This is a genomic window from Sphingomonas sp. BL-S-28 (genome assembly GCF_055521515.1).
This window is the reverse complement of the sequence record NZ_CM145484.1, coordinates 2085840-2109792: the sequence shown is the minus strand read 5'-3', so window position 1 is coordinate 2109792 and position 23953 is coordinate 2085840. Positions and strand designations below refer to the sequence as shown.

Below are 23953 nucleotides of genomic sequence, written 5' to 3'. Positions count from 1 at the left end.
CCCGCCCCCGTCTGGACGCCCTGACAGCGCAGCGGCAAGGACAGGGCATGACCGATAGTGCCGATCTAGACGCGCTGCGCAGCGAAGTCCGCAGCTTCCTTGCCGCCGAAGCGCCCACCGGCTGGCGCGATGCCAGCCGCACGCAGGACGATTTCGTCCGCACCCAGCGGGACTGGTTCGGCAAGCTTGTGCGCGCCGGATACGCCATCCCGCACTGGCCCGCCGAATTTCCCGGCGGCGGCCGCAGTCTGGCCGAACAGAAGGTGATCTACGAGGAACTGGCCGGCGCCGATTGCCCGCGCCTGTTGCTCTCGTTCGTGTCTACCTATCACGCCTTCGCCACCTTGCACGAATGCGGCAATGCCGAGCAGAAGGCACGCTATCTACCGAAAATCCTTGAGGGCGAGACGTGGTGCCAGGGCTTTTCGGAGCCCGGCGCCGGATCGGACCTTGCCGCGATCAAGACGCGGGCCGAACTCCAATCACGCCCGGACGGCGACGTCTACGTCATCAATGGCCAGAAAGTCTGGTCGACGATGGCCCAGTTCGCAGACAAGTGCCTGCTGCTGGCGCGCACCTCGTCCGACGGCGTAAAGCAGGCCGGCATCACTTACCTGCTGATGGACATGAAGGCGCCCGGCGTCACCGTTCGCCCGATCCACCAGATCCAGGGGGACGAGGAATTCGCCGAAATCTTCCTCGACAATGTGGAAATTCCGGTCTCCGAGCGTGTGGGAGAGGAAGGCAAAGGCTGGGCCGTGGCGCAGGCGACGCTCGCTTCCGAACGCGGGCTGACGCTGATGGAGCTGTCCTACCGGATGCGCGGCGCGCTGGGCCGCGTGGCCAAGCTGATCCGCGACCATGGCCACTCGGAAGATCGCGGTGTGCTGCGCGATTTCGGCGTGTTGGTTACGCAAGTGGACGCCGTCTGCGCGATTGCCGACCAATTCCTCGACAACCGCATCAACGGGATCGAGCGCATGGGCGACGCCTCCATCGTCAAGAACGCCTATAGCCGCGCACTGCGGGCCTATTCGGCGCTCGGCCTGCGGCTGGGCGGCATGGACGAACAATACGTCGCGCCGATCACTTTCGGCGATCTCAATACCGGCAACTGGATGGCCGATTTCATGAATTCCTATGCCTGGACCATCGCCGGCGGCAGCGAGGAAGTGCAGCGCAACATCATCGCCGAACGCATGCTGGACATGCCGCGCGAGCCGAAGGGGTGGGTGCTGTGATTGCACTAAACGAACTGACCGACGCCGCGCAGAAGGCATTCCCGGCCGACAAGCTCTCGCCCTCGCGCGATGAAAGCTGGGGGCTCGCCGCCGAGATGGGCTGGCTGATGGTGCGCCTGCCCGAAGAGGACGGCGGCCTTGGCTTCACGCGCGAGGCATCGACCGCGCTGCACCTGGAAATGGGGCGCGTGCTGGCCGCGATGCCGCTGATCCCGGCGCAGCTTGGCCTTCAGGCGATTGCCGCCAGCCACGACTTTGCCGAGCGTGCCGACTGGCTGGAGCGGCTGGTCGGCGGCGAATATGCGCCGCTGCCGATGCTCTCCTCCAAGCTGACGCAGGCCTCGGACGGCACCGTTTCCGGCACGATTTCCGGTGTGTTCGAAGGCGACATGGCGGTTGCCGTGGTCGCGCAGCTTCCCGGCGGCTATGCGCTGGTGCCGCTGAATGCGCCGGGCGTCTCGCTGGTCGAGCGGCCGATCTGGGATCCCAGCCGCCGCTTGTTCGACGTGGAGCTGGACAGCTTCACCCCTGCCCTGATGCTCACCGACGCGGCGGGCGCGAAGGCGCTGCACGACCGGCTCTCGGGCGAAGCGCAACTCGCGCTTGCGGCCGATTGCATCGGCGCGGCAGACGCGGCGCTCGACATGACGATCGAGTACATGAAGGTCCGCCGCCAGTTCGACCGGCCGATCGCGCTGTTCCAGGCCCTGAAGCACCGCGCAGCAGACATGAAGACACGCATCATCGTCGCCGAAGCGCTGCTGTGGAAGCGCGTGCGGGATGAGAGCGCCAGCGTCACCGAACTCGCCGCCGCCAAGGTACTCGCCGCCGAAGCCTTCCGCTTCGTGACCGAGGAAATGGTGCAGCTTCACGGCGGTATCGGCCTCACCGACGAGCATCCCTGCCACCTGTTCCTCAAGCGCGCGCTGCTGAACCTGCAACTCTGCGGCAATGCGGACCTGTGGAACGAGCGCGTGGGGCGCGAGGCGCTACAAGCTTAAGACACTTGCGGAAACTTGCCGGGCCGGTGACAGTTGAAGGTGCTTCACCGCCTTTGACGAGGAACCGGCCCGCGATGGACCAGCCCGACAGCGTCGCCGCGCACTTCAAGGCGAATATCGTGCTTTATGGCGCGTTGGCCGCCAACCTCGGCATTGCCGTTGCCAAGTTCGCGGCTGCCGCAATCAGCGGCTCCTCCTCGATGCTGACCGAGGGCGTACACTCGCTGGTGGACAGCGGCAATCAGGTGCTGCTGCTCTACGGCCAGAAACGCGCCAGCCGAAAGCCGGACCCGACGCACCCGTTCGGCTATGGGCGCGAACTCTATTTCTGGGCCTTCGTGGTCGCCATCCTGATCTTCGCAGTGGGCGCGGGCGTGTCGATCTACGAAGGGATCGTCCATATCCAGCAGCCCCACGCGATCGAGGATCCGACGCTCAATTACATCGTGCTCGCCATCGCCTTCGTGATGGAAGGCGCCTCATGGTCCATCGCCGTGCGCGAATTCAATGCCGGGCGCGGCGAGCAGACATGGTGGCAGGCGATCCACCGCAGCAAGGACCCGCCGGGCTTCATCGTGCTGTTCGAGGATAGTGCGGCGCTGATCGGCCTCGTCATCGCGGCGGTGGGCGTCTGGGCCTCGATCCACTACGCCGACCCGCGTATAGACGGCGTCGCCTCGGTGCTGATCGGCTGCGTGCTGGCGGGCGTCGCCGTGCTGCTCGCCCGCGAATCCAAGGAATTGCTGATCGGCGAGGCAGCCGATCCGGTGCTGATCGCGCAAATCCGCGAGGTGCTGGACGGCCATCCCCGCATCGACGCGGTCAACCACATCCGCACCATCCACACGAGCCCGCAGGCCATCTTCGTGGCCATCAGCGCCGATTTCGCGGACGACCTCAGGATGGGCGACGCCGAAACGCTGATCGAGGATCTGGAGTGCCGGATGAAGGCGCTCTCCCCGTGGATCACCTCGATCTACATCCGTCCGGAGAAGCGGGCGGATGCGATGGTGTGGTAAGTTACTTCAGCGTCATCAGATAATCGATCACCTGCTTGCGCTTGGCGGGATCGGGGATGCCGGCGAAGGGCATCTTCGTGCCCGGTACTTTCTTCTGCGGCGACGTCAGCCAGGCGTCGAGCGTGGGGCGGTCCCAGGTGAGACCGGAGGCTTTGAGTGCGGGGCTATAGGCATAGCCGGGCTGGCTCGCCGCCTTGCGACCGGCGATGCCGTGGAGGTTCGGGCCGTAGGAGGTCTTGCCCGCCTCGACCGCGTGGCAGGCGGCGCAAGTGGCGAACATGGCGGGGCGCGGGGCCGCGTTTTGCGCGGAGCCGGTGGAGGCCAATGCTATGGCCAGAACCGCGACGGGAGCGGCCGCGAGGAAATAGGTCTTCACAAGAAAACGATCCGATGAATGGGGGCTGTTAGGTGGGTTGGCGCCTCTAACGCCCGATGCCGATCCAAACCACCCCGTCATCCCCGCGTAGGCGGGGATCCCGCTTGTTCTTGAAACGTAGCGCGAAAGAAGCGGGGCCCCCCGCCTTCGCGGGGGCGACGAAGATGTTAGGGTAGCGGCGGCGCCGGATCCCCGGCGCCGCCACATCTCGTCAGAACCTGTCGAGGTTCATCACTTTGCCCCAGGCCGCCACGAAGTCGGTCACGAACATCTGCTTCGCGTCATCGGAGGCATAGGCTTCCGAAACCGCGCGCAGTTCGGAGTTCGATCCGAACACGAGGTCCACCGGGCTCGCGGTCCACTTCAGCTTGCCGCTAGCGCGGTCATAGCCTTCGTAAACGCCGGGGACCTTGGCCGACTTCTGCCACTTCGTGCCCATGTCGAGCAGGTTGACGAAGAAGTCGTTCGACAGCGTTCCGGGCGCGGCCGTGAACACGCCGTTCGCCGAGTGCCCGGTATTGGCGTCCAGCGTGCGCATGCCGCCCACCAGCACGGCCATCTGCGGCACCGTCAGTTCCAGCTGGTTTGCCTTGTCCACCAGCATCTCGGCCGGCGAGTGATCGCTGTCCGCGCCGTAGTAGTTGCGGAAGCCATCGGCGCGCGGGCGCAGGTAGTCGTAGGACTTGGGATCGGTCTCCGCCTGCGCGGCATCGACACGGCCCGGCGTGAATGGCACGGTCACCGTATAGCCCGCCTTCGCCGCCGCCTGTTCCACCGCCGCGTTGCCGCCCAGCACGATTAGGTCCGCCAGCGAGACTTGCTTGCCGGCCGGAGCCGAAGCGTTGAACGCCTTGCGCACGCCTTCCAGCTTGGTCAGCACTTTGGCCAGTTCCGCCGGATCGTTGACCGCCCAGCCCCTGGCCGGATCGAGCCGCAGCCGCGCACCGTTCACGCCGCCGCGCATGTCCGTGCCACGGAAGGTTGCCGCAGCGGCCCATGCCGTCTTCACCAGTTCGCGCGGCGCAATGCCGGTGGCGAGGATCTTCGCCTTCAGCGCAGTCGCATCGGCCTGATCGATGGTGGCGTAAGTGGCTTTGGGCAGCGGGTCCTGCCAGACGAAGCTGACATTCGGCACATCCGCGCCGAGGTAGCGCGCGGAAGGGCCCATGTCGCGGTGGGTCAGCTTGAACCATGCCCGCGCGAAAGCCTGCCCGAAGAGTTCGGGGTTCTCACGCCACTTGGTGGTGATCGCGCGGAAGCCGGGGTCTTCCTTCAGCGCGATGTCGGTGGTGAACATGATCGGCGCATGGCGCACGTCGGGCCGGTGTGCATCGGGTACGAGCTGACCGGCGTTCGGATCGCTGGGGACCCACTGCGTGGCGCCTGCCGGGCTCTTGGTCTTCACCCATTCGAAACCGTAGAGGTTATCGAGGTACTGGGTGGTGAACTTCACCGGATCGGCCGACCATGCGCCTTCAAGGCCGCTGGTGATCGTGTCCTCGGCATTGCCCTTGCCGCACTTGTTCGCCCAGCCGAGGCCCTGCTGTTCCACCGGCGCGGCCGAGGGATCGCCGCCAAGGCATTCTTCCGGCTTGTGCGCGCCATGCGCCTTGCCGAAGGTGTGGCCGCCCGCGATCAGCGCGGCGGTTTCCTCGTCATCCATGGCCATGCGGCCGAAGGCGAGGCGGATGTCGGCAGCGGCGGCCAGCGGATCGGGATTGCCGTTCGGGCCTTCGGGATTGACGTAGATGAGGCCCATCTGAGTGGCGGCCAGCGGGCCCTTCAGGCCGGTCTTGGCATCGCGGCGCTCATCGCCCAGCCACTTCTTTTCGGGTCCCCAGAACACCGTGTCCGGCTCCCAGCTGTCCGCCCGACCGCCCGCGAAGCCCAGCGTCTTAAAGCCCATGTCCTCCAGCGCGACGTTGCCCGTCAGCACCATCAGATCGCCCCAGGATATCTTGCGTCCATACTTCTGCTTGATCGGCCAGACGAGGCGGCGGGCCTTGTCGAGGCTGACGTTGTCCGGCCAGGCGTTGAGCGGATCGAAGCGCTGCTCGCCGCCCGCGCCGCCGCCGCGACCATCCACAACGCGATACGTGCCGGCGCTGTGCCAGGCCATGCGGATGAAGAACGGGCCGTAGTGGCCATAGTCTGCCGGCCACCAGGGTTGAGAGGTGGTCAGCGTCTTGCGGATATCCGCCTTCACCGCCTCTATATCGAGCGTGGCGAACTCCTTGGCGTAGTCGAAGCCGGCGCCATAGGGGTTGGATGCAGGATCGTTCTGGCGCAGCGGCGAGAGGTCGAGCCGGTCCGGCCACCAGTCCTGATTGGTATTGGGCGCAGCAGCAGCAGCAGCCGGTACCCCCGCACCGTCTGCATAAGCGGGCGTTGCAGCGAGCGGCAGCAGCACGGCGGCCATCAGCGCGCAAAGCGAAGTCGATGTTCTGGACATTGGTTCCTCCTCCTGTTGATCGAACCTTGTTGGAGGTCCGGGATAGCGGCGGAGAAATTTTCCAAAAAACTGATCGATTTAATGATTGTGATCGCCTGCCACGATTACGCAATGTTTTGTCACAAATGCACATCGCGGCAGCAAAGGATTTCTCCCGCTCTCCTGCCAAAGTCCGAAAATTCGCGCCGCAGCGCAGCACGAAAAAGGCCCCCGTATCGCTACGGAGGCCCTTCCCTTACAGTCAATTTCGTGCGCCGTTTCAGCCCATGGCGACGAGGCGCTGCGCCTCGGCAATGATCTCCGGCGGCTGCACGAGGAAGGCGTCTTCCAGCTTCTTGGCGAACGGCACCGAGCAGTACGGCGCGCCAAGACGGCCGACCGGGGCCTTCAGCTTGCCGAACAGCGTTTCCTGCACGGTTGCGGCGATTTCCGCGCCCGGGCCGAAGTTGCGGCCGGCTTCGTGGACCACCAGCAAGCGGCCGGTCTTCTCGGCCGAGGCCAACACCGTTTCCTTGTCCCACGGCGAGATCGTGCGCAGGTCGATCACTTCGACCGAGATGCCAGCCTTGGTCAGTTCCTCATAGGCCTGCATGACGGTGAACATCATCTGGCCATAGGAAACGATGGTGATATCGCTGCCCGGCGCGACGACATTGGCCTTGCCCAGCGGGATCGGGCCCTGATTGACAGGCACGTCCATCGGCACGAACAGCGTCTTGCCGCTTTCGACGATGATGACCGGGTCCGGGTCCTGAATAGCCGAGAGGTAAAGGCCCTTGAAGTCCGCCGGGGTCCAGGGGATCACCACCTTGATGCCGGCGGTGTGGCAGAACCATGCCTCGTAGAAGTCGGCGTGCTGGCCGGCGGTCTGGTTGCCGGCGCCGGTCAGGGTGCGGATCACCATCGGCACCTGGCTCTGGCCGCCCGACATGAAGCGCAGCTTGGCCGCGTGGTTCACGATCATGTCCATGGCGACAGTCGTGAAGTTCATCAGCATGATTTCGGCAACAGGCTTGTAGCCGCCCATGGCCGCGCCGATGGCCGCGCCGATGATCGCCTGTTCCGAGATCGGCGTGGAGCGCACGCGCATCGTGCCGAACTTGGTGGAAAGGCCGCGGGTGACGCCGACGACGCCGCCGCCTTCGTTGTCCGCAATGTCCTCACCCAGCACGAGGACCTTGGGATCGGCCTCCATCGCCTCCATCAGCGCGGCGTTGATCGCCTGAAGGCCGTTCATCTTCACGGTCTCGACGACCGGAGCGTCAAGGGTATCGGTGCTCATGCCGGAATCTCCTCGGCAAAGACGTCGCGGCGCAGTTCGTCGTCGGACGGATATTCGCAGGCCATCGCGAATTCGATGGCGTCGTTCACTTCGGCCTCGATCTTCGCGGTCAGCGCGTCGAGCTCCTCAGCCGTGGCGATCCCGTCGTCGATCAGCTTCTGGCGGTAGATCGGCAGCGGATCCTTGGCGATCGCCTCTGCCTTTTCTTCCTTGGTCATGTAGCCATCGGCATCGCCGAAGACGTGGCCCATGAAGCGGAAGGTCTTGCATTCAAGAAGCGTCGGCCCCTCGCCCGCGCGGGCACGCTCGATGGCGGCGTGGGCGTGGGCGTAGACGTCGACCGGGTCGTTGCCGTCCACGGTGTAGCCCGGCATGCCGTAACCGATCGCGCGCTTGGAGATCTGGTCCACCGAAGTGCCGTTCTCATAGCGGGTATGTTCGGCAAAGCCGTTGTTCTGGCACACGAAGATCACCGGCAGCTTCCACACGGAAGCCAGGTTCAGCGCTTCGTGGAACGCGCCGATGTTGCTGGCGCCGTCACCGAAGTAGGCAACCGTCACCTGCTTGGTGCCGTCCAGCAGCGCCGCCCAGCCGAAGCCGTTGGCGATCGGCATGGACGAACCGACGATGCCCGTCGTCACCATCACGCCGGTTTCCGGGTGGGTGAGGTGCATCGGGCCGCCCTTGCCCTTGCAAGTGCCGTCGACACGGCCGCAGATCTCTGCCCAGAGCGGGCGGAGCGGCATGTCCTTGGCGACCATGTCGTGGATGCCGCGGTAGATCGTGCAGATCTTGTCGTCGTTATTCAGCAGCACCGAGATGGCCGAAGGAATGCATTCCTGCCCGCGCGCCGAGTAGTACGGCGCGGTAATGCGGCCGCGACGGATCTGGGTGCGGGTGGCGTCGTCGTTGCGCTCGATCCGGATCATCCGGCGATAGATGTCGAGCTGGGTCTTGGCGTCGGGCTTAGCCCGGTTCTCCAGTGTCTGGCTCATAGGTCCTCTCTAGAACAGCCTCATTCCGCCCAGAGATGAACGTGGCGGGCTGACCAACAGTTCAGTACGCCACGGGCACGGTCACGCAAGGGTGGGCCGGACCGCCTCGGCGTTATCGGCTGCCAGCCGGGAGACGGCCAGCGCGCGAACTTCGCTTGACTTCACCTTTTCGCTGCCGGTGATGGCATAGTCCTCATCGCGGAAGAACAGCACCCGGCGCGGCACCTTGAAGCTGGCGATCTGGGATTTGCAGGAGGCGATCACCGCCGCCTCATCCAGCACCACGCCGTCGAGGGGGACGATGCAGGCGACCACCATCTCACCCAACAAGTCGTCCGGCACGCCCACCGTCTGGGTGCGTTTCACCCCCGGAATCCGGGCAATCACCTCGTCCACCTCGATCGGCGTGACATTGGCGCCGCCGGTCTTGATCATCTCCGTCATGCGCCCTTCCCAGAAGAAGCGCCCCGTCTCGTCTACCCGCCCGGCGTCGCCCGTGCAGAAGAAGCCTTCCGTATCGAGGCACTCTTCGGGGGCCTTGCCGAGGTAGCCGGACATCAGCGTCGGCCCCTTGATGCACATCTCACCCACCGTCCCGACGGGCACGAGACGGCCCGATATCGGCTCTACGATCTTTAGGATATTCCCCGGCAGCGGCGCCCCGAAAGCGCCCTCCACCCGGCTTTCCGCATCGTCGGCAACGAAGGAGGTGCAGATCGTCATCGTCTCCGTGCAGCCGAACGACATCGGCACTTCCCACTGGGTGGAGACGCTGGGATGCTGCCAGATCAGTTCGCCGCGCGGCACGTATTTCACGCTGGAAAGGTCCGCCCCTGCCCACTTGGGCGAAGCCTGAAGCCGCGCCCACTGGTGCGGCCGGCCGTTGAGGAAGGTCACCCGCTCCTTCTCGGCAAGGTCCAGCGCCTCGTCCGCGTCGAACATGCGCTGAAGCACAACCGTGCCACCCGTGGAAAGCGCGGTGCCGACCACCATCGAGACGTTGCCGGACCAGAAGAAGCCGTTCCCCGTCCAGCTCCGCACCGGCTCATGCATCGCGAAAAGGCGCGGCCAGCGCCACCACTGCACGGCAAAGGCGCGCTGCGAATGGACCACGCCCTTGGGCAGGCTGGTCGTGCCGGAGGAGAAGAAAATGCCGCCGGCGTCGGCCGGATGCACGGCATCGGCGCGGGCCAGCACCAGATCGTCTGCAACGCCCGCGCCATGGGCAAGGAACTCGTCCCAGGTCTCCACCGCGCCGCCGGCACCCACGGCGAATGGCTCCGCTTCGCCCGGCGCGCCGCCCAACGCGACAAGCTGGCGTAAGTACGGGAAACGCGCCGAGGCCAGCCCGCTCCGCGCGGTAAGAATGTCCGGCTCCAGTTCGAGCAACATCGCGCCGAAGTCCTTCTTCAGCACCCGCGCCTCATAAAGCAGCAGCGTCACTTCGGAGGCGCGCAGCAGATGATTCAGTTCCTGCGGGGTGGAGAACGTGCTCAGCGCCACCGGCACCCCGCCTGCCAGCGCCGTGCCGAACAGGCTGGAGAGGAACTCCGGCCGGTTGGTCATCAGGATGCCGACCCGCTCGCCCTTGCCGATGCTGCGCGCCACCAGCGCGCGGGCCACTTCCATCGAGCGGGCGAGCAGATCGTCGTAAGTCCATGTCGTGCGGTGTTCGCCTTTGCGCAGCACCACCGCCTCGCGCGGGCCGTAGCGGGCCGCTACCTCGCGCAGATAGCCACCGATCGTATGCGCGCCCTGCCCCGGCTCCTCCGCCAAAGGGGGGGCCTGCACCAGCGACATGCCGGGATCGGGCAACGCACAGGCGCTTCCGCTTGCTGACGTGCCGGCATGATGCATGATTTTCAATCCTCCCACTCGCGGGTCCACTCTCGCGATGGGGCCTAGCAGCGGCGCGAAGCCCTGCGAAAGGCGCGAAAATGCGCAAGGTACGCCCAGTCACTTCGCTGCGCCGACGCAGACAAACAGATTGCGTGGAACCGAACGGCGCTGCGTTACTTATTGCACATGGCAGTCCAATCTTCCGTTCACCTGAACGGAGGCACGGTCGGCCAGAATCGCATTGTTCACGCTTACCCGCTCGGCTTGGAACTTTTGCGGGGCTGTTAAACAATATAGACATAAGGAGTGAATGCGATGTCGCCATATCTGACGAAACTCGCCCCCGTAGCGATCGTGCTCGTGGGTTCGGTCGGCCTTGGTGGATGCGCCACCAAAGGTTACGTGAACGACCAGATCGCCACGGTGAACCAGCGCATCGACGGACTCGATTCCCGCCTTCAGCAGACGGATGCCACCGCCAAGCAGGCCCTGGCAGAGGCGCAGGCCGCTTCCGGAACTGCCCAGCAGAACGCCCAGCGGATCGACCAGCTTAATAGCCGGGTCGATGGCGTCGAGCAGCAGTTGCAGAACAGCCAGCGCAAGAAAGCCCGCAACTGAGCGCCTGTTAAGCCTTAATTTGGCTTTAGTGTGAGGTTATGTGTCGGCGTCGTCCACGACGCCGACCATTTCCATGTCTGCCTTCTTCGAGTACATTCACACGATGATAAGTGCCCCTCTGGCGTTCGCCGCGCTTGCTCTGGCCAGCGCCGCCCCGGTGAACACGCCTGCGCCGGCAAAGGCCGTTGCCGAAGCTCAAGTCCCGGCAAAAGTGAAAGCGCCCGCCAAGGCGAAGAGCACGGCGAAGGCCAAGACTTCCGCCAAGGCTGCTCCGAAAGTGTCGGAAACCGAACAGGCCGGTGCGCCGAAGGAAGACGCCGCCGAATATGCGCCCGCTTTGTCGGACTCCGCCGCGCTCGTTTCGCGTTGGATCGCGGGATCGCAGGATAACGGCACACTGCCCTACATCATCGTCGATAAGCCATCCGCGCGGGCATACCTGTTCGATGCCACGGGCAAGCCGCTGGCCGATGCGCCGGTGCTGATCGGCAAGGCGCTGGGCGACGAAGCCACCCCGGGGGTAGGCGCAAAGTCGCTTTCAGAGATCGGCCCGGCCGAGAAGACCACGCCCGCTGGCCGCTTCCTCGCCAAGTTCGGGCTGGCGGCGGGTAACCAGAAGGTGCTCTGGGTGGACTACACCACGTCCGTAGCGCTCCACACGATCCCCGTCGGCAACAAGGAAAACCGCAAGGCGCGGATGCTGTCGAAGACGATCGAGGACAACCGCATCACCTTCGGCTGCATCAACGTGCCCATGGCCTTCTACAACAAGGGCGTGGTGCCCCTGTTCCAGAAGAAGGGCGGCTATGTCTACGTCCTGCCCGATAGCACGCCGCTGGAAGACGTGTTCCCCCGCGTACGCGTGCAGACCGTGCTGGAAGCCGCGCAGAACTGAGCGTTGCACTGAGCCTTGCGCAGCCGCTTGACCGCGCGGTCAGAGCTGGTTGCCCAGCCCTGCCGCATGCTTGGCAGCTACCCAGCCGAAGGTCATCGACGGGCCCACGCTGGCGCCCGCGCCGGGGTAGACGCGGCCCATCGGCGATGCGGTGGTGACGCCGCAGGCATAGAGCCCCTCGATCGGCGAGCCATCCGCCTTCAGTACGCGGGAATCGCTATCGCAGACCACGCCGCCATATGTCCCGACATCGCCCGGCACGATGGGAATGGCGTAGAACGGGCCTTTCTCGATCGTGCCCATGCAGGCATTGGGGCCGTCCTTGAAGAAGGGATCGCCCAGCCAGTTGTCGTAGGCACGCTCGCCGCGGTGGAAGTCTTCGTCCTTGCCGGTGCGCACGAAGCCGTTCCAGCGCTCCACCGTGCCGGCCAGCGCATCGGAAGGCACGCCGATCTGCCGGGCCAGCGCCTCCAGACTATCTGCCTTGCGCATCCAGCCGGAGGAGAGCCAGCCGGCCATGTTCTTCTTCGCCGTGCCTTTGCCGGCCACCGCGTATTCGTCCATGTACTGCTGATCCATGATCGCCCAGCTGGGGATCGCGGGCACCGTGCGGTTGCGTACCAGCATGTTCTCGCAGAATTCCTCGTACGAACCGCCCTCGTTCAGATAGCGCACGCCGGTCTGGTCCACCTGAATGGCATGGGGCTTGCCGGTGGTGCTCTGGGTGCCGGGCTTGACGTAGTCGGTATCCCAGCCGGGCGCCTCGCTCATCTGGAAGCCGACCATCTGGTCCATCTGCGCCAAGACCGCGCCCTTGCTTTCCAGTTCGACATGCATGTCGCCGGCATCGCTCTCGATCCCGTTCGACCATGCCGCGCGCGTGCCGGGCATGTACTTGTCCCGCATCGCCTGGTTCTGGGAGAAGCCGCCCGCGTTCATCAGCACGCCCAGCCGCGCACCCACGCGCCAGGGCTTGCCGTCCTTAACGGTGACGACGCCCACCGCCTTGCCGTCTTCGATGATCACTTCGTTGACCGGGGATTCCAGCCGGATATCGGCGGCATCCTTGGCGATCACCGCCTTCAGCATCCGCCCCTGCAGCGCCGCGCCCGCCGTTACCCAGTGCTTGCCGGTCAGCTTACCCGCGATGATCTTCAGCCCCACGCGCACGAGCAGCATCTTGATCGCCCAGGAATGCTTGGCGAACGGCAGCTTCATGCCGTCATCCAGCTTCACCGGCACTTCGGCGAAGCCCTGCCGCAGACGCCCGGCCCAGTCCTTGCCCAGCTCGTTCTTGTCGAACGGCACCGCGGTGACGGTGCGGCTGGTTTTCACGCCGCCGGGAAGTTCGTCGTAATAGTCCGGCCAGAAGGTCGATCCACGCTCCATGGCGACGCCTTGGGAGACGATGAAGTCCAGCATCTTCGGCGCTTCGCGCGCATAGGCGCGGCGGCGTTCGGGGCTGGTGCCGGGGCTGTCCTCGCCATCGGGTACCACGGCGTCCAGATATTGGCAGGCCTGTTCGAAGCTGTCCTCGCCCGGGTCCATGAAGCGGTTGTTGGGGATCCACATGACCCCGCCCGACTTCGCGGTGGTGCCGCCGACCCAGGGGGCCTTTTCCAGAATGACGACCGACTTGCCCGCCTGCTTCATCAGCAGCGCCGATGCCATGGAGCCCGCGCCGCTGCCCACGACCACCCAGTCGAACGTCTCGTCGAATTCGGCCATCTCGCTCTCTCACCCACGCCCTGCGCTCCCGTGGCGCGGACTTTGGCCGAGATAGATCGGACTTGCCGGGCATTGGCAAGCGAAGCGGGCCGCCAAGGCCTTGCCACCACGAAGGTTTCGCCGGGGCGAAGCTTTGCCTGCCGAACGATTGCGGGGTGGCCGAAATCCCGGCTGCGCTTATGAGCGTTAGGGATAAAGGGAGATACGCCGAGATGAGCGACAATGCGCCGCCGCTGCCGGAATTCGAAACCATCCTGCTCGCGCGCGAAGGGCGGCTTCTGCGCCTGACGCTGAACCGGCCGGACGCGCTCAATGCCGTGAACCTGCAGCTTCATGACGAACTGGCAGAGGCACTGTGGTTCGCGCAGGGCGATGCCGGTTCGGACGTGATCGTGATCACCGGCGCCGGCCGCGCCTTCTCCGCCGGGGGAGACCTCGACCATATCGAGAATTCGGCCCGCAACCCGCATCTGTTCGATCACGAGGCCCGCATCGCCAAGCGCATCGTGCTGACGCTGCTGGATATCGACAAGCCGGTGGTCTGCCGCCTGAACGGCCACGCCGTCGGCCTGGGCGCCACGCTGGCGTTGCTCTGCGATGTGATCTTCGCGGCGGAAGGTGCCAAGATCGGCGATCCGCACGTGGGCATCGGCCTAGTCGCGGGAGACGGCGGCGCGGTGATCTGGGCGCAGCGCATCGGCCTCACCCGCGCCAAGGAATACCTGCTGACCGGCGATGTCCTCACCGCCAGCAAGGCGGCCGAGATCGGCCTGGTCAATCACTGCGTGCCGGCCGACGAACTCGACGCGAAAGTCGATGCCTTCTGCGCCAAGCTGCTTGGCGGTGCGATGATGGCGATCCGCGCGACCAAGGTGCTGACCAACCTTGAACTGAAGCGCCTCGCCACGGCGGTGATGGATGCCGGCATCGCCTATGAAAGCGTCTCGGTCCGCAGTGCGGATCACCTGGAAGCCGTTCTGGCCCTCAAGGAAAAGCGCGCGCCGAAATTTATCGGACGGTAAGAGGATCGAACCCTCGCGCCGACGTCGGCGCGAGGGTCGAATGTATCAGGCCGGCAGCACCGGTTCGCCCAGTTCGGAAAACAGCGCGGTGTAGCAGGTCGCCATGTCCGAGGCGTCGCTCTGCGTCAGTTCACCGGCGGCGGTCGCCTTGCCGATCGCGCCCAGCAGCGCCATCGGATCGTCGCACTCGATGTCGTAGATCGCCAGATAGGGATTGGCATCGTTGCCGATCAGCTTGGCCACCAGTTCATAGCGCTGCGCGCCCTTCATGCCGAACTTGTTGACCAGTTCCGGCAGGTGCTTGGTATTGTACCATTCATGATAGTCCTGCTCACGGCCGGGCAGCGGCGTTGTCAGCGCGACAAGCTTGTAACGGGGCATCGGCATCCTCCTGATTGTATGCTGTTGCGGCGAACATCACTCCGCGCCGCGCGCGCTGGCAAGCGCGGCGGCGCGGCGTGGGCTCGCGTCTGTGCAGGCATCGCCCGGGCGGCGCGCCGGTTACTGGAGCAGGCTAGAACCGCTGACGAAGTCCCCAAATCCGGTGGCCATCGCCGCCGGGCGGGCGATCTCCGCGCCGCTGTCCCCCCGGTATTCGCGCGGGTTGGCGCCGAACACGCGCTTGAACATGCGGCTGAAGTGCGCCGGGCTCTTGAAACCCACGCCATAGGCGATCTCGCTGATCGAGATGTCGCGCGGGTCGGAATTGGTCAGCCAGTCACGCGCCTTGCCCAGTCGCTGTTCCCACACCAGTTCGGAGAACGAAGTCTCGCGCAGGCGCAGCAGGAACGAGAGGTAGCGCGGGCTGATCCCGCATCCCCGCGCGACCATCGCGGTGGAGAGTTGCGGATCGGACAGGTGTACCTCGATAAAGCGCAGCACGTCTTCCAGCCGGCGTTCGGCGATCGACTGGCGGGCCGGGCGCGGCTCTTCCAGCGCGCGCACGGCGTGGCCGATCAGGCCCAGCGCCGTTTCCACCAGCAGTCGCGCCGAGTTCTCGCAAAGCCGGCCGTCATCGGAAAAGACGTCACCCAGCATGTGCTCGGCAATGGCGAGTTCGGGAACCGCCCTGCCCCGCGAAGCCGGCACCACCAGCGCGCTGCTGCAATCCTGCGCGACATGGGCGCGCAGCAGATGCGTGGGCACGGTGACGTGCAGCACTTCGCTCAGCCCCGTGCCGTCGGTGCGGCATTCAATCAGGAACGGCTCCATGGAGCGGGTGATGACGAAATCGCCCTCTCCCGCGACTTTCGCGCCGCACTGGTTGGAAAACGCGAATTCGCCGCGCCGCACGAACCACAGGATCGAAAGGTCAGTCGCATCCTCGCGGATATGCTGGCGCGATCGGCGGAAGAACAGATTGCTGGCGGAGCGCTGGCGGATGATCGAAACCGCCCCCACCGCACGCCGTTCGGAGCGCACGTCTACCGTTGGCGCATCCTCTACCCAGAAGTCTCCGCGATAGTATTCCTGTGCCCGGTCGCCCCGGAACACTTTCTGGCCTTCGTGTACATTGCGCCTGTCCAGCGCGAACAAAGTTTCAGCCATGACCCTCTCCCCGGGTGCTGAAGGCCATGCGAATGTATGCACAATTCGCGTTCGGCCCATATTGGCGAGGCTGCGGCCGACTGCTGACGATCTCACAGGCTCACCCGCGAGAGTACCACCAGTACGCGCCGCAACTCTACATCAGATGCAACCGAATCTGCATTGGGTGCAGATTTCGTCCAAAGATGCAGCCTCCCGCCCGTTTCGACGGTCGATTCAGCCTTTCCGGCCCTTCATCGAGAGGCGCCATTCGGGCGGATAGTTCTCGTCATGGCCCTTCACGACTTTGCCGATTCCCTGCTTGAACGTGCTGCCCTTGCCCAGATTGACGTCGTTCTCGCCATCGTCCTTCATCAGCGGCAGCATGCCTTCCAGCCAGCCGGTCAGCAGGCTGCCCATGTATTCGCCGCGGTACTGCTTGTACGCCTCGATGAAGGTCTTCTGCGCCACCACCACGTCGGTCGGCCGGGTGATCGAGCAGGCATGGGCATACTTGGCGGTCTCCGCCTCCAGCTTGTCCCGCGCAACGACCGAGTTCACGAAGTTGCAGTTGTACATCTCGTCCGCCGCGAACGGGCGGCCGGTGAACAGCATTTCGGAAAAGCGGCGCAGGCCCACCATCTCCAGCCACTGCCACATGCGCGGGCCCCAGCCGGCGTAGCGGAACGAGGGATGCCCGAACAGCGCATCGTCGGACGAGACGATGATGTCCGCATCGGCGCACTGATAGAAGTGCCAGCCGTAGCAGTAGCCCTTGGCCTCGATGATCGAGATCTTCTTGAATTCCTGCAGCGGCCGGTTCCCCGAACGCGCCTTGGCGTAATAGTCGGTAAGGCCGTGGAGATAGCGGAAAGAGCCCGGCGGCGGGTACTTCACGTCCGGATCGTCGATTTCCAGATCGACCAGGAAACCGTCGCCCGGCTGGGGGTTCAGGTAGAGATCGCCGTGCTCATCCAGATCGCCGCCGCTGCCCAGGTGATCGCCCATGCCGCGGATCACCAGCACTTTCACATCGTCATCGATGTTCGCCTTGAACACCAGTTCGCCGAAGCGCGCGCGCATGCCGATGGTGGCGGTGTTGTGCTTGTCCAGCCGGTTGAAGGTGATCGTGGCGATCTTGGTTTCGGGGTCCTTCTCGTAGAGGACATGTTGTTCGGCCACCTTCTTGTGGTCGGCTATCGTCTTCATGGTTCTCTCCGCCTTCAATTTTGGGCCCACTCATGACTTTCGGGGCTTTCCCGAGTGCTGCCACAGGCAAGGAAAGGGGGATTGGCATTAGGCGCGACCTTCTCGATATTGGATGCGCGACGCGAGAGGCGGATACCGCCCGAAAGAGGGATGAGCATGGTCCACGGCAACAGCTTCTTCAGCCTCGACGGTCCGCTGGACGTTGCGCCCAGCGGCGGCCAGGTGCGCGCCGCCAATTTCGCCGGCCTCGCCAACCTTGCCCGCAGCCACGGCCGCGATGCGCGCGGCATCGTGGAGCGGCACGGCATGGAATCGCGCGTGCTGATCGATCCCGAAAGCCTTGTCGCCCCGCAGCAGGTGGCGGACACCTTCGAATATTGCAGCACGCTGTTCGACGATCCGCTGTTCGGCCTGCACTTCGGTTCGATGCAGGATCCCGAAGTGTTCGGCTGCGTCAGCGCGCTCTGCCGCTCCGCGCCCACCGTGCGCGCCGGCATCCGCTGCCTGATCGAGTTCCTGCCGGTGGTCCACGCGCCCGATTGCGAGGTCGTGCTGATCGAGGGGCGTGAGACGGCGGAACTGACCTGGCTGGTGAACACCGATATCGGACTGAACGATCAGGCGAATTACCAGGCGGCGATGCTCAACCTGAAGCTACTGCAATCGATCGGGGGCCCGGCCTTCCGGCCCAGTTGGGTCAGCCTTTCCGCCGATCCGCGCTCCAGCGACCTGCCGGAGATCGAGAAGCTGCTGGGCTGCAAGGTGCGCGGGCAATCGCAGCGCAATTCGGTCGCTTTCCCGGTCGGCGCGCTGGAGCAGCCGGTGCCGAGTGCCAATCGGCTGCTTTATAAGCTACTGGGATCGTACCTTCAGCAAGTGAAATCCACGCATAGCCCGTCGATCGTCGACAAAGTGGAGAGCTATATTCGCGGCTCGCTGGCGTACGGACGCTGCTCGATCGAGCGTTGCGCGGAGAAGACCGGGATTTCGGTGCGCACCCTGCAATCGCGGCTGGCCGAGCAAGGCGTGCGGTTTTCCGAGCTGGTCGAGAAGCAACGCGAGGCATTGGCCCGCGCGCATCTGGCGGATCGGCGGCTGTCGCTCGACGAGATTGCGGACCGGCTGGGTTATGGCGAGCAGACGAGCTTTGGCCGGGCGTTCAAGCGCTGGACCGGGATGACCCCGCAACAGTTCCGCGCAGGGTGTTGAGGGGCGACCGCCCCCCCCAACCTTGAAAACCCAATCCCGTCATCCCCGCGAAGGCGGGTATCCCGCTTGTTCTTGAGGCGTAGCGCGAAGGCAGCGGGGCCCCCGCCTCGCGGGGGCGACGGAGTGGGATTAGGGCTCCATCAGTTCACTTCGCCTGCACTTCGCCCAGCATCGTCTTCGCCAGCGACAGGAAGTTCTCCGTATCCTGCTGCGCCGAAGGGATATCCTTGCGGAACGTGGCGAAGCCGTGGACCAGCCCGTGTCCCTCGTAATAAACCGTGGGCACGCCCGCCTCGACCAGCTTCGCCGCATAGGCCCTGCCCTGATCGCGCAGCGGATCGAGGCCGGCGGTAACCAGAACCGTCGGCGGCAGGCCCTTCAGATCGCCCAGCAGCGGTGAGGTCCGCAGGCTCTTCGGATCGGCGGCGTAATGCTGCCGGAACAGCGCGGAGTCCTTCGCATCCAATCCGTACCCGCTGCCGAAAAGCTGCTGCGAGCGGTACTGGTCGACGAAATCGGTCGCCGGATAGATCGGCAATTGCATGATGACCGGAACCGCCGCCGGCTTGTCACGCAGTGCGGCGGCGGTAACCAGCGTCAGGTTGCCACCCGCGCTGTCGCCGCTCAGCACCAGTCCGGTCACGTCGCGGCCCAGCGCCTTGCCGTTGGCGGCGATCCAGCGTGCAGCGGCCTCGCCATCGTCGGGGGCGGCCGGCCAGGGATGCTCGGGCGCAAGACGATATTCGACCGAAACCACCGGAATATCGAGGCGACGGGCGATCTCGGCAGCCAGCGCGGCGTGCGTATCGATGCTGCCCAGGATGTAGCCCCCGCCGTGGTAGAACACCATGACCGGCCCCGGCCCGCGCTGTGCCCGCGCATCGTAAAGGCGCAGCTTCATCGCCCCGCCCGGCCCCGGCATTTCCAGATCCCTGGCCACGGCGATCTCCCCCACCGGCAAGTCGCGCGAGGGCATCGATCCCGGCGGCATCTTGCGGATCTGCGCCAGCACGTCGGCCGTCATCACCGGCAGCGGATGCGCGGCGGAGGCCTTCAGGTAAGCAGTGACATCAGGGCGGACGTAGATCGCATCGTCGGAAGCGGCGGCGATCGATGCATCCGCCAGTGCCGGAACAGACGGCGCCAACACGCTGGCAGCCAGTGCCATCGGCAGCGCCATACCCCGCGCCGTACGATCTTCCCTCTTCATCGATGGATCCTCTCTCCCTGTTATGGAGCGGATCCTAACCTTGCTTTGTTATTCTGGCGAGACAGATACGAAGCGGCCCGGGCGATCATCCGCCCGGGCCGCTTGATCCTCAATAAACCCCGCCTTGTTCCTCGATGAAGTTGGTCATGTCGCCGGAGTTCTCCGCACTCGCCGCCTGCCGTGCATCGCGGGCGTGGCGGATTTCGGCCACCAGCGCATCGCGGCGGCGGGTGAATTCATCCTCCGGCGTGTACTGGCGCGGTTCGGTGTCGGGCTTGAACGCTTCCCAGATCACCGCCGCCTTCGGATCGTCGCTGGGCTCCACGCCCATCACCCGCTTGCCGGTCACGCGGTCGATGCGGACCATGCGGATACCAGCCGGGGCAATGAAGGGCTGCATGCCCCAGCGCGGGCGCGTCGCCTCCACCACCTGCTTAAAGATGGGCGCGGCAATGCGGCCGCCCTGGGCATAGCCGCCCAGCGAACGCGGGTTGTCGTAACCGAGGTAGACGCCGCCGACATAGTCCTGCGTGCCGCCCATGAACCACACGTCGGTCGGGCCGTTGGTAGTGCCGGTCTTGCCGAACAGCGGCATGTTGAGTTCGCGCAGACGCACGGCGGTACCGCGCGTCACCACGCCTTCCAGCATATGGACCACCTGATAGGCTGTCGGCGCATCCAGCACCTGCTTGCCGCGGCGGGCGATGCGCGGCATCGGCTTGCCATCCCAGTTGGCCATGTTGCAGGTGTCGCAGCGGCGATTGTCCGATTTCCAGATGACCTTGCCGTTGCGATCCTGAATATAGTCGATGGGCGAAGACTGGAACTGCACGCCGTTGTTCGCCAGCGCCGAATAGGCGTTGACCATGCGCGCCACGGTCGTCTCGCCCGCGCCCAGCGCGAAGGACAGATAGGCCTTGTAATCGCCGATGCCGACGTTGTGGAACGTCTTGATAACACGCGGCATTCCGGTGTCGTTGGCAATGCGCACGGTCATCAGGTTGCGCGACTGTTCAAGGCCCCAACGCATCGTGTGGCTGCCGGCGCCGCCTTCACCATTGAAGTTGCGGAAGCATTTGTCGCCCAGCGCCGCGCCCTGATAGACGCAGAACGTGCCGTCCAGCACCTGCGTAGCCGGCGTCATGCCGTATTGCAGCGCAGTGGCGTAGACGAAAGGCTTGATCGTCGAACCCGGCTGTCGTTCGGCCTGAACCGCACGGTTGAACGAATCGAGGCCCGCGTCGAAGCCGCCCTGCATGGCAACGATGCGCCCGCTGCCGGGCTGCTCCATCATCATGCCGCCCGAAACTTCCGGGATCGTGCGCAGCGCATAGGTATCGCCGGACACCGGCGCCACCGCCACCACGTCGCCCGCCCGAGCAGCCTCGGCGATATTGGTGAGCGTGCCCGTGCTGCCGTCCGAGAAGCCGATGCGGCCAGTACCGCCCGATCCGCTGCCGGAACGATCAAGGATCACACCGATGCGCCAGTCCTTGTAGTCGATCGTCTTGTTGGAAACGATCAGTTCGGTCTGCCAGTTATCGAGATTGTTGATGTGCGCAATCGGGCGCGCCCACTCGCGGCCGCCCTGGTAGTTCAGCAGGCCCGCACGCAGGGAATCGCGCACGGCCTTCTGCATCTCCGTATCCAGCGACGTGCGCACCCAGAGGCCGCCGGCATAGACGCTGTTCGGGCCGTCCTCTGCCTTTTCGCCATACTGGTCGATCAGGCGGCGGCGCACTTCCTCGATGAAGTAGGCGTTGGCGGTATCGTAGGTTTCGACGCGGCGGGCGATCAGGCCCAGCGGCTGCGCCTTGGCGGCATCGGCTTCAGCGCGCGTGGCCCAGCCATTGTCGACCATCTGATCGAGCACCCAGTTGCGGCGGGTGATCGCCATTTCCTCGTACTGCTTGCGGCCATAGCGTTCGGGCGCCTTGGGCAGGATCGCCAGGAATGCCGCTTCATGCAGGTCAAGCTGATCCACGTCCTTGCCGAAATAGGCACGCGCGGCGGCCTGCACGCCGAAGCTCTGGCGGCCCAGCGGAATTTCGTTGAGGTAAAGCTCAAGTATCTGCTGCTTGTTCAGCACGCCCTCGATGCGGCGGGCAACGATCATTTCCTTCAGTTTGCGCGTGACGGAATATTCGTCGCCGATCAGGATGTTCTTCGCCACCTGCTGGGTGATCGTGGAACCGCCGCGCGCGCGGCCGCCGGTGCCCAGCTTGGTGGCATAGTCCACCACCGCGCCGGCCAGACCGCCGAAATCGACGCCGCCGTGCGTCCAGAACGTCTTGTCTTCGGCAGAGAGGAAAGCGTCGATCAGCTTGGGCGGAAAGTCGACATAGCGCAGCTGCACGCGGCGTTCGCGGGCATAGGAATAGACGATGTTGCCATCGACACCGCGCACCATCGTGGGCAGCGGTGGTTGGTATTCCAGCAGCTTGTTCGCATCGGGCAGGTCGTGCGCGACGACGATGTAGAGGCTGCCTACGCCAATCAGGCCCACCGCGCCCAGATAGCCGAAGCGGCGCAGCCACTTGCGTTCGCGCCATGCCTTGCGCAGCCCATCGAACCGTCCCGCCAGGGAAGCACGGGCGCCGCGACGCAGGCGGAAGTGGGCATCCTCGGGAGCCTGCTCGGCACCGTTTTCGCTGGTATCGTCAGTCATTGCGACCGCCCTCTAGCATGGGGATTTTGTGCTAGGCCAGTCTGGAGACGATCCGCCGCGCGCTTTTCGCGTCCGACGATGCCCATCCGTCACGCCCCGGCCCGGCGCGCGAACCATGCGCGCACCGCCCGCGCGGCGGCTTCGGAAAGCTGCGCCTGCCCTTCGCGCGAGGTAAGGAAACGCGCATCGTCCGGATTGTTGATGTAGCCCGTTTCGAACAGGACGGACGGGATATCCGGCGCCTTCAGCACCGCCAGCGCCGCCGTTTCGATCTGGTCGCGGTGCAGGCCGATGCCGCCGTCCTGCATTTCGCGCAGGATCAGCCCGGCGAACTGGCTCGATCCGGCCTGCGCGCCGCGCTGCGAAAGATCGAGCAGGATCGCGCCGACATCCTGGCTGGTCTGCGTCAGCGCCACGCCGTTGACTTTGCCCGACTGGTTTTCGCGCGCGGCGAAACGTTCCGCCGCCTCGCTCGATCCCCTTTCGGAAAGGACGTAGACGCTGGCGCCGCGCGCACCGTCGCTATCGGCGCTGTCGGCATGGATCGACAGGAACAGGTCCGCATTCAGGCGCCGGGCGATATCCGGCCGATCTCCAAGTGCGATGAAACGATCGGTGTCGCGCGTCAGCGCCACGCGAATACCGCCGCTGGCCAGCAATTTCTCGCGGATCGCCAACGCGATCTGCAGCGCCACGTTCTTCTCGCGAACGTCGCCCAGCCCGGCACCGGGATCGAACCCGCCGTGACCGGCGTCGATGACGACCAGCGGACGGCTGGCATCGGCCGGTCCGTCCACACGAGGCAGGCCTACCGGCGCATCGGCAGCGGGCAGATCGAAGCGCACCACATAGTCCAGATCACGCACCGAAACCGCCAGATGCGGCCAGAGCACGGGCAAGGCCACCAGCAGCGCCAGCGGCGCCGAAAACAGCAGAACCTTTTGCAGGTTGGGCGACATAGGGCAGTGGCTATGCCGTAACCTCGGCACGGGGCAATCCCCCAGCCGCGCGGTTTCCCCGGCTTATCAGCGAAAATTTGCCCAGCGCGCAACAGAATGCGAGCCGCGATCCGGATCGGCGCAACAACCTTATCCGGGACTCGGAAAAGACAAAGTCAAGATTGTTGCTCCGGAGTCGCATGAAAGCATGGCAATGACCTTGTAGTGCAAGGCCATGAATGCTAGGCCCTTTCGTTCCGGGGAAACGAAGCTTCGGGTCATCGCCATCCGGCAAGTGCATTCCCATATGCCGCCGGTCGAGACCGACGAAGCCAGCACCCCGGTCGCCAAACCGGATAAATTCCGTCCGGTACGAACAGGTTGACGCGAGAGATGAGAAGCCAATTGCCGCCCTGCCAGCCGATGCCCGAAGGGGCATGGGTGGTGTGGTCGCAATTTTCCGCGTGTCCAGTATCGCCACGCGAACTGTCTCTCGCAGACACGATCACGCCCCACGGCATGTCATCGGACATGCCTGCACGGGCGATAGACAAAAGAGTCGCACTGCGGGCGCCGAACAACGGCCCCCACTTCACCTTTACCCCCGTCCGCGCCGAAGCGAGCACTCGCTCAGCAGGCCCAGCCGCATCCGGCCGGCCTTGCGCCGAGGCAGCGGACATTCACGAACAGGATCGCGCCGTCACCGCCCCAGAGGCCGGGACCG

19 protein-coding genes are annotated in these 23953 nt (G+C 65.0%); 7 read left to right on the top strand and 12 right to left on the bottom strand.

Features of this window, described 5'->3' with window-relative positions; genetic code table 11:
• The first annotated feature begins 47 nt into the window (after positions 1 to 47).
• The 3 genes from ACZ1JC_RS18680 (at position 48) to ACZ1JC_RS18670 (ending at position 3261) form a co-directional block, all read left to right on the top strand.
• Positions 48 to 1241 carry an acyl-CoA dehydrogenase family protein gene (locus ACZ1JC_RS18680; RefSeq protein ID WP_465135452.1) on the top strand — a complete coding sequence of 398 codons (1194 nt, stop codon included), beginning with the start codon at positions 48 to 50 and terminating at the stop codon, positions 1239 to 1241.
• Positions 1238 to 2242 carry an acyl-CoA dehydrogenase family protein gene (locus tag ACZ1JC_RS18675; protein ID WP_465135453.1) on the top strand — a complete coding sequence of 335 codons (1005 nt, stop codon included), beginning with the start codon at positions 1238 to 1240 and terminating at the stop codon, positions 2240 to 2242. The genes ACZ1JC_RS18680 and ACZ1JC_RS18675 overlap by 4 nt, the downstream gene beginning before the upstream one ends.
• 74 nt (positions 2243 to 2316) lie before the next feature.
• A complete protein-coding gene (locus ACZ1JC_RS18670; protein ID WP_465135454.1) occupies positions 2317 to 3261 on the top strand; it encodes a cation diffusion facilitator family transporter in 945 nt (314 codons plus the stop codon).
• Position 3262: 1 nt separating this feature from the next.
• Here the strand turns inward: ACZ1JC_RS18670 and ACZ1JC_RS18665 are convergent, their stop codons facing one another.
• From ACZ1JC_RS18665 to ACZ1JC_RS18645, 5 genes are all read right to left on the bottom strand, one after another.
• Positions 3263 to 3637 (bottom strand): c-type cytochrome, encoded by a 375-nt coding sequence (locus ACZ1JC_RS18665; RefSeq protein WP_465135455.1) that lies wholly within the window; start codon positions 3635 to 3637, stop codon positions 3263 to 3265.
• 211 nt (positions 3638 to 3848) lie between these two features.
• Positions 3849 to 6089 (bottom strand): catalase/peroxidase HPI, encoded by a 2241-nt coding sequence (katG, locus tag ACZ1JC_RS18660; protein ID WP_465135456.1) that lies wholly within the window; start codon positions 6087 to 6089, stop codon positions 3849 to 3851.
• A 259-nt stretch (positions 6090 to 6348) separates the two neighbouring features.
• Positions 6349 to 7371 carry an alpha-ketoacid dehydrogenase subunit beta gene (locus ACZ1JC_RS18655; protein WP_465135457.1) on the bottom strand — a complete coding sequence of 341 codons (1023 nt, stop codon included), beginning with the start codon at positions 7369 to 7371 and terminating at the stop codon, positions 6349 to 6351.
• Positions 7368 to 8366 carry a thiamine pyrophosphate-dependent dehydrogenase E1 component subunit alpha gene (locus ACZ1JC_RS18650; RefSeq protein WP_465135458.1) on the bottom strand — a complete coding sequence of 333 codons (999 nt, stop codon included), beginning with the start codon at positions 8364 to 8366 and terminating at the stop codon, positions 7368 to 7370. The genes ACZ1JC_RS18655 and ACZ1JC_RS18650 overlap by 4 nt, the downstream gene beginning before the upstream one ends.
• Before the next feature lie 81 nt (positions 8367 to 8447).
• Positions 8448 to 10223: a class I adenylate-forming enzyme family protein gene (locus ACZ1JC_RS18645; RefSeq protein ID WP_465135459.1), complete on the bottom strand. Its 1776-nt coding sequence runs from the start codon at positions 10221 to 10223 to the stop codon at positions 8448 to 8450.
• 297 nt (positions 10224 to 10520) lie between these two features.
• Here ACZ1JC_RS18645 and ACZ1JC_RS18640 point away from each other — a divergent pair, with 297 nt between their 5' ends.
• Complete coding sequence (locus ACZ1JC_RS18640) at positions 10521 to 10823, top strand: Lpp/OprI family alanine-zipper lipoprotein (protein WP_465135460.1); 303 nt, start codon at positions 10521 to 10523, stop codon at positions 10821 to 10823.
• Positions 10824 to 10926: 103 nt separating this feature from the next.
• Positions 10927 to 11718: a hypothetical protein gene (locus tag ACZ1JC_RS18635; RefSeq protein ID WP_465135461.1), complete on the top strand. Its 792-nt coding sequence runs from the start codon at positions 10927 to 10929 to the stop codon at positions 11716 to 11718.
• A gap of 39 nt (positions 11719 to 11757) precedes the next feature.
• On the opposite strand, the gene ACZ1JC_RS18630 is transcribed toward ACZ1JC_RS18635, so the two are convergent.
• Positions 11758 to 13446, bottom strand: coding sequence for an FAD-binding protein (locus tag ACZ1JC_RS18630; protein ID WP_465135462.1), 1689 nt, complete (start codon positions 13444 to 13446; stop codon positions 11758 to 11760).
• Positions 13447 to 13658: 212 nt separating this feature from the next.
• Here ACZ1JC_RS18630 and ACZ1JC_RS18625 point away from each other — a divergent pair, with 212 nt between their 5' ends.
• Positions 13659 to 14468 (top strand): enoyl-CoA hydratase/isomerase family protein, encoded by an 810-nt coding sequence (locus tag ACZ1JC_RS18625; RefSeq protein ID WP_465135463.1) that lies wholly within the window; start codon positions 13659 to 13661, stop codon positions 14466 to 14468.
• A 45-nt stretch (positions 14469 to 14513) separates the two neighbouring features.
• Here the strand turns inward: ACZ1JC_RS18625 and ACZ1JC_RS18620 are convergent, their stop codons facing one another.
• The 3 genes from ACZ1JC_RS18620 to ACZ1JC_RS18610 form a co-directional block, all read right to left on the bottom strand.
• On the bottom strand, positions 14514 to 14849 hold the full coding sequence (locus ACZ1JC_RS18620; RefSeq protein ID WP_465135464.1) for a hypothetical protein: 336 nt from the start codon (positions 14847 to 14849) through the stop codon (positions 14514 to 14516).
• Between the two features lie 120 nt (positions 14850 to 14969).
• Positions 14970 to 16016 carry a helix-turn-helix domain-containing protein gene (locus tag ACZ1JC_RS18615; RefSeq protein WP_465135465.1) on the bottom strand — a complete coding sequence of 349 codons (1047 nt, stop codon included), beginning with the start codon at positions 16014 to 16016 and terminating at the stop codon, positions 14970 to 14972.
• A 216-nt stretch (positions 16017 to 16232) separates the two neighbouring features.
• Positions 16233 to 17204 (bottom strand): enoyl-CoA hydratase/isomerase family protein, encoded by a 972-nt coding sequence (locus ACZ1JC_RS18610; protein ID WP_465135466.1) that lies wholly within the window; start codon positions 17202 to 17204, stop codon positions 16233 to 16235.
• Positions 17205 to 17354: 150 nt separating this feature from the next.
• Here ACZ1JC_RS18610 and ACZ1JC_RS18605 point away from each other — a divergent pair, with 150 nt between their 5' ends.
• Complete coding sequence (locus ACZ1JC_RS18605) at positions 17355 to 18413, top strand: AraC family transcriptional regulator (protein WP_465135467.1); 1059 nt, start codon at positions 17355 to 17357, stop codon at positions 18411 to 18413.
• 145 nt (positions 18414 to 18558) lie between these two features.
• Here ACZ1JC_RS18605 and ACZ1JC_RS18600 read toward each other — a convergent pair whose 3' ends face one another.
• From ACZ1JC_RS18600 to ACZ1JC_RS18590, 3 genes are all read right to left on the bottom strand, one after another.
• The gene (locus tag ACZ1JC_RS18600) at positions 18559 to 19623 is read right to left on the bottom strand and encodes an alpha/beta hydrolase (RefSeq protein WP_465135468.1); all 1065 of its coding nucleotides are present in this window, start codon (positions 19621 to 19623) and stop codon (positions 18559 to 18561) included.
• A 109-nt stretch (positions 19624 to 19732) separates the two neighbouring features.
• Positions 19733 to 22291 (bottom strand): penicillin-binding protein 1A, encoded by a 2559-nt coding sequence (locus tag ACZ1JC_RS18595; RefSeq protein WP_465135469.1) that lies wholly within the window; start codon positions 22289 to 22291, stop codon positions 19733 to 19735.
• A gap of 89 nt (positions 22292 to 22380) precedes the next feature.
• Positions 22381 to 23250, bottom strand: a complete 870-nt coding sequence (locus ACZ1JC_RS18590; protein WP_465135470.1) for an N-acetylmuramoyl-L-alanine amidase family protein — start codon at positions 23248 to 23250, stop codon at positions 22381 to 22383.
• Positions 23251 to 23953: the final 703 nt, after the last annotated feature.

Bases quoted from the DNA above. Each gene is read 5' to 3' on its own strand.
- ACZ1JC_RS18680 (WP_465135452.1), top strand. From the start codon at position 48: ATGACCGATAGTGCCGATCTAGACGCGCTGCGCAGCGAAGTCCGCAGC.
- ACZ1JC_RS18670 (WP_465135454.1), top strand. From the start codon at position 2,317: ATGGACCAGCCCGACAGCGTCGCCGCGCACTTCAAGGCGAATATCGTG.
- katG (WP_465135456.1), bottom strand. From the start codon at position 6,089: ATGTCCAGAACATCGACTTCGCTTTGCGCGCTGATGGCCGCCGTGCTG.
- ACZ1JC_RS18655 (WP_465135457.1), bottom strand. From the start codon at position 7,371: ATGAGCACCGATACCCTTGACGCTCCGGTCGTCGAGACCGTGAAGATG.
- ACZ1JC_RS18650 (WP_465135458.1), bottom strand. From the start codon at position 8,366: ATGAGCCAGACACTGGAGAACCGGGCTAAGCCCGACGCCAAGACCCAG.
- ACZ1JC_RS18645 (WP_465135459.1), bottom strand. From the start codon at position 10,223: ATGCATCATGCCGGCACGTCAGCAAGCGGAAGCGCCTGTGCGTTGCCC.
- ACZ1JC_RS18640 (WP_465135460.1), top strand. From the start codon at position 10,521: ATGTCGCCATATCTGACGAAACTCGCCCCCGTAGCGATCGTGCTCGTG.
- ACZ1JC_RS18635 (WP_465135461.1), top strand. From the start codon at position 10,927: ATGATAAGTGCCCCTCTGGCGTTCGCCGCGCTTGCTCTGGCCAGCGCC.
- ACZ1JC_RS18630 (WP_465135462.1), bottom strand. From the start codon at position 13,446: ATGGCCGAATTCGACGAGACGTTCGACTGGGTGGTCGTGGGCAGCGGC.
- ACZ1JC_RS18625 (WP_465135463.1), top strand. From the start codon at position 13,659: ATGAGCGACAATGCGCCGCCGCTGCCGGAATTCGAAACCATCCTGCTC.
- ACZ1JC_RS18620 (WP_465135464.1), bottom strand. From the start codon at position 14,849: ATGCCCCGTTACAAGCTTGTCGCGCTGACAACGCCGCTGCCCGGCCGT.
- ACZ1JC_RS18615 (WP_465135465.1), bottom strand. From the start codon at position 16,016: ATGGCTGAAACTTTGTTCGCGCTGGACAGGCGCAATGTACACGAAGGC.
- ACZ1JC_RS18610 (WP_465135466.1), bottom strand. From the start codon at position 17,204: ATGAAGACGATAGCCGACCACAAGAAGGTGGCCGAACAACATGTCCTC.
- ACZ1JC_RS18605 (WP_465135467.1), top strand. From the start codon at position 17,355: ATGAGCATGGTCCACGGCAACAGCTTCTTCAGCCTCGACGGTCCGCTG.
- ACZ1JC_RS18600 (WP_465135468.1), bottom strand. From the start codon at position 19,623: ATGAAGAGGGAAGATCGTACGGCGCGGGGTATGGCGCTGCCGATGGCA.
- ACZ1JC_RS18595 (WP_465135469.1), bottom strand. From the start codon at position 22,291: ATGACTGACGATACCAGCGAAAACGGTGCCGAGCAGGCTCCCGAGGAT.
- ACZ1JC_RS18590 (WP_465135470.1), bottom strand. From the start codon at position 23,250: ATGTCGCCCAACCTGCAAAAGGTTCTGCTGTTTTCGGCGCCGCTGGCG.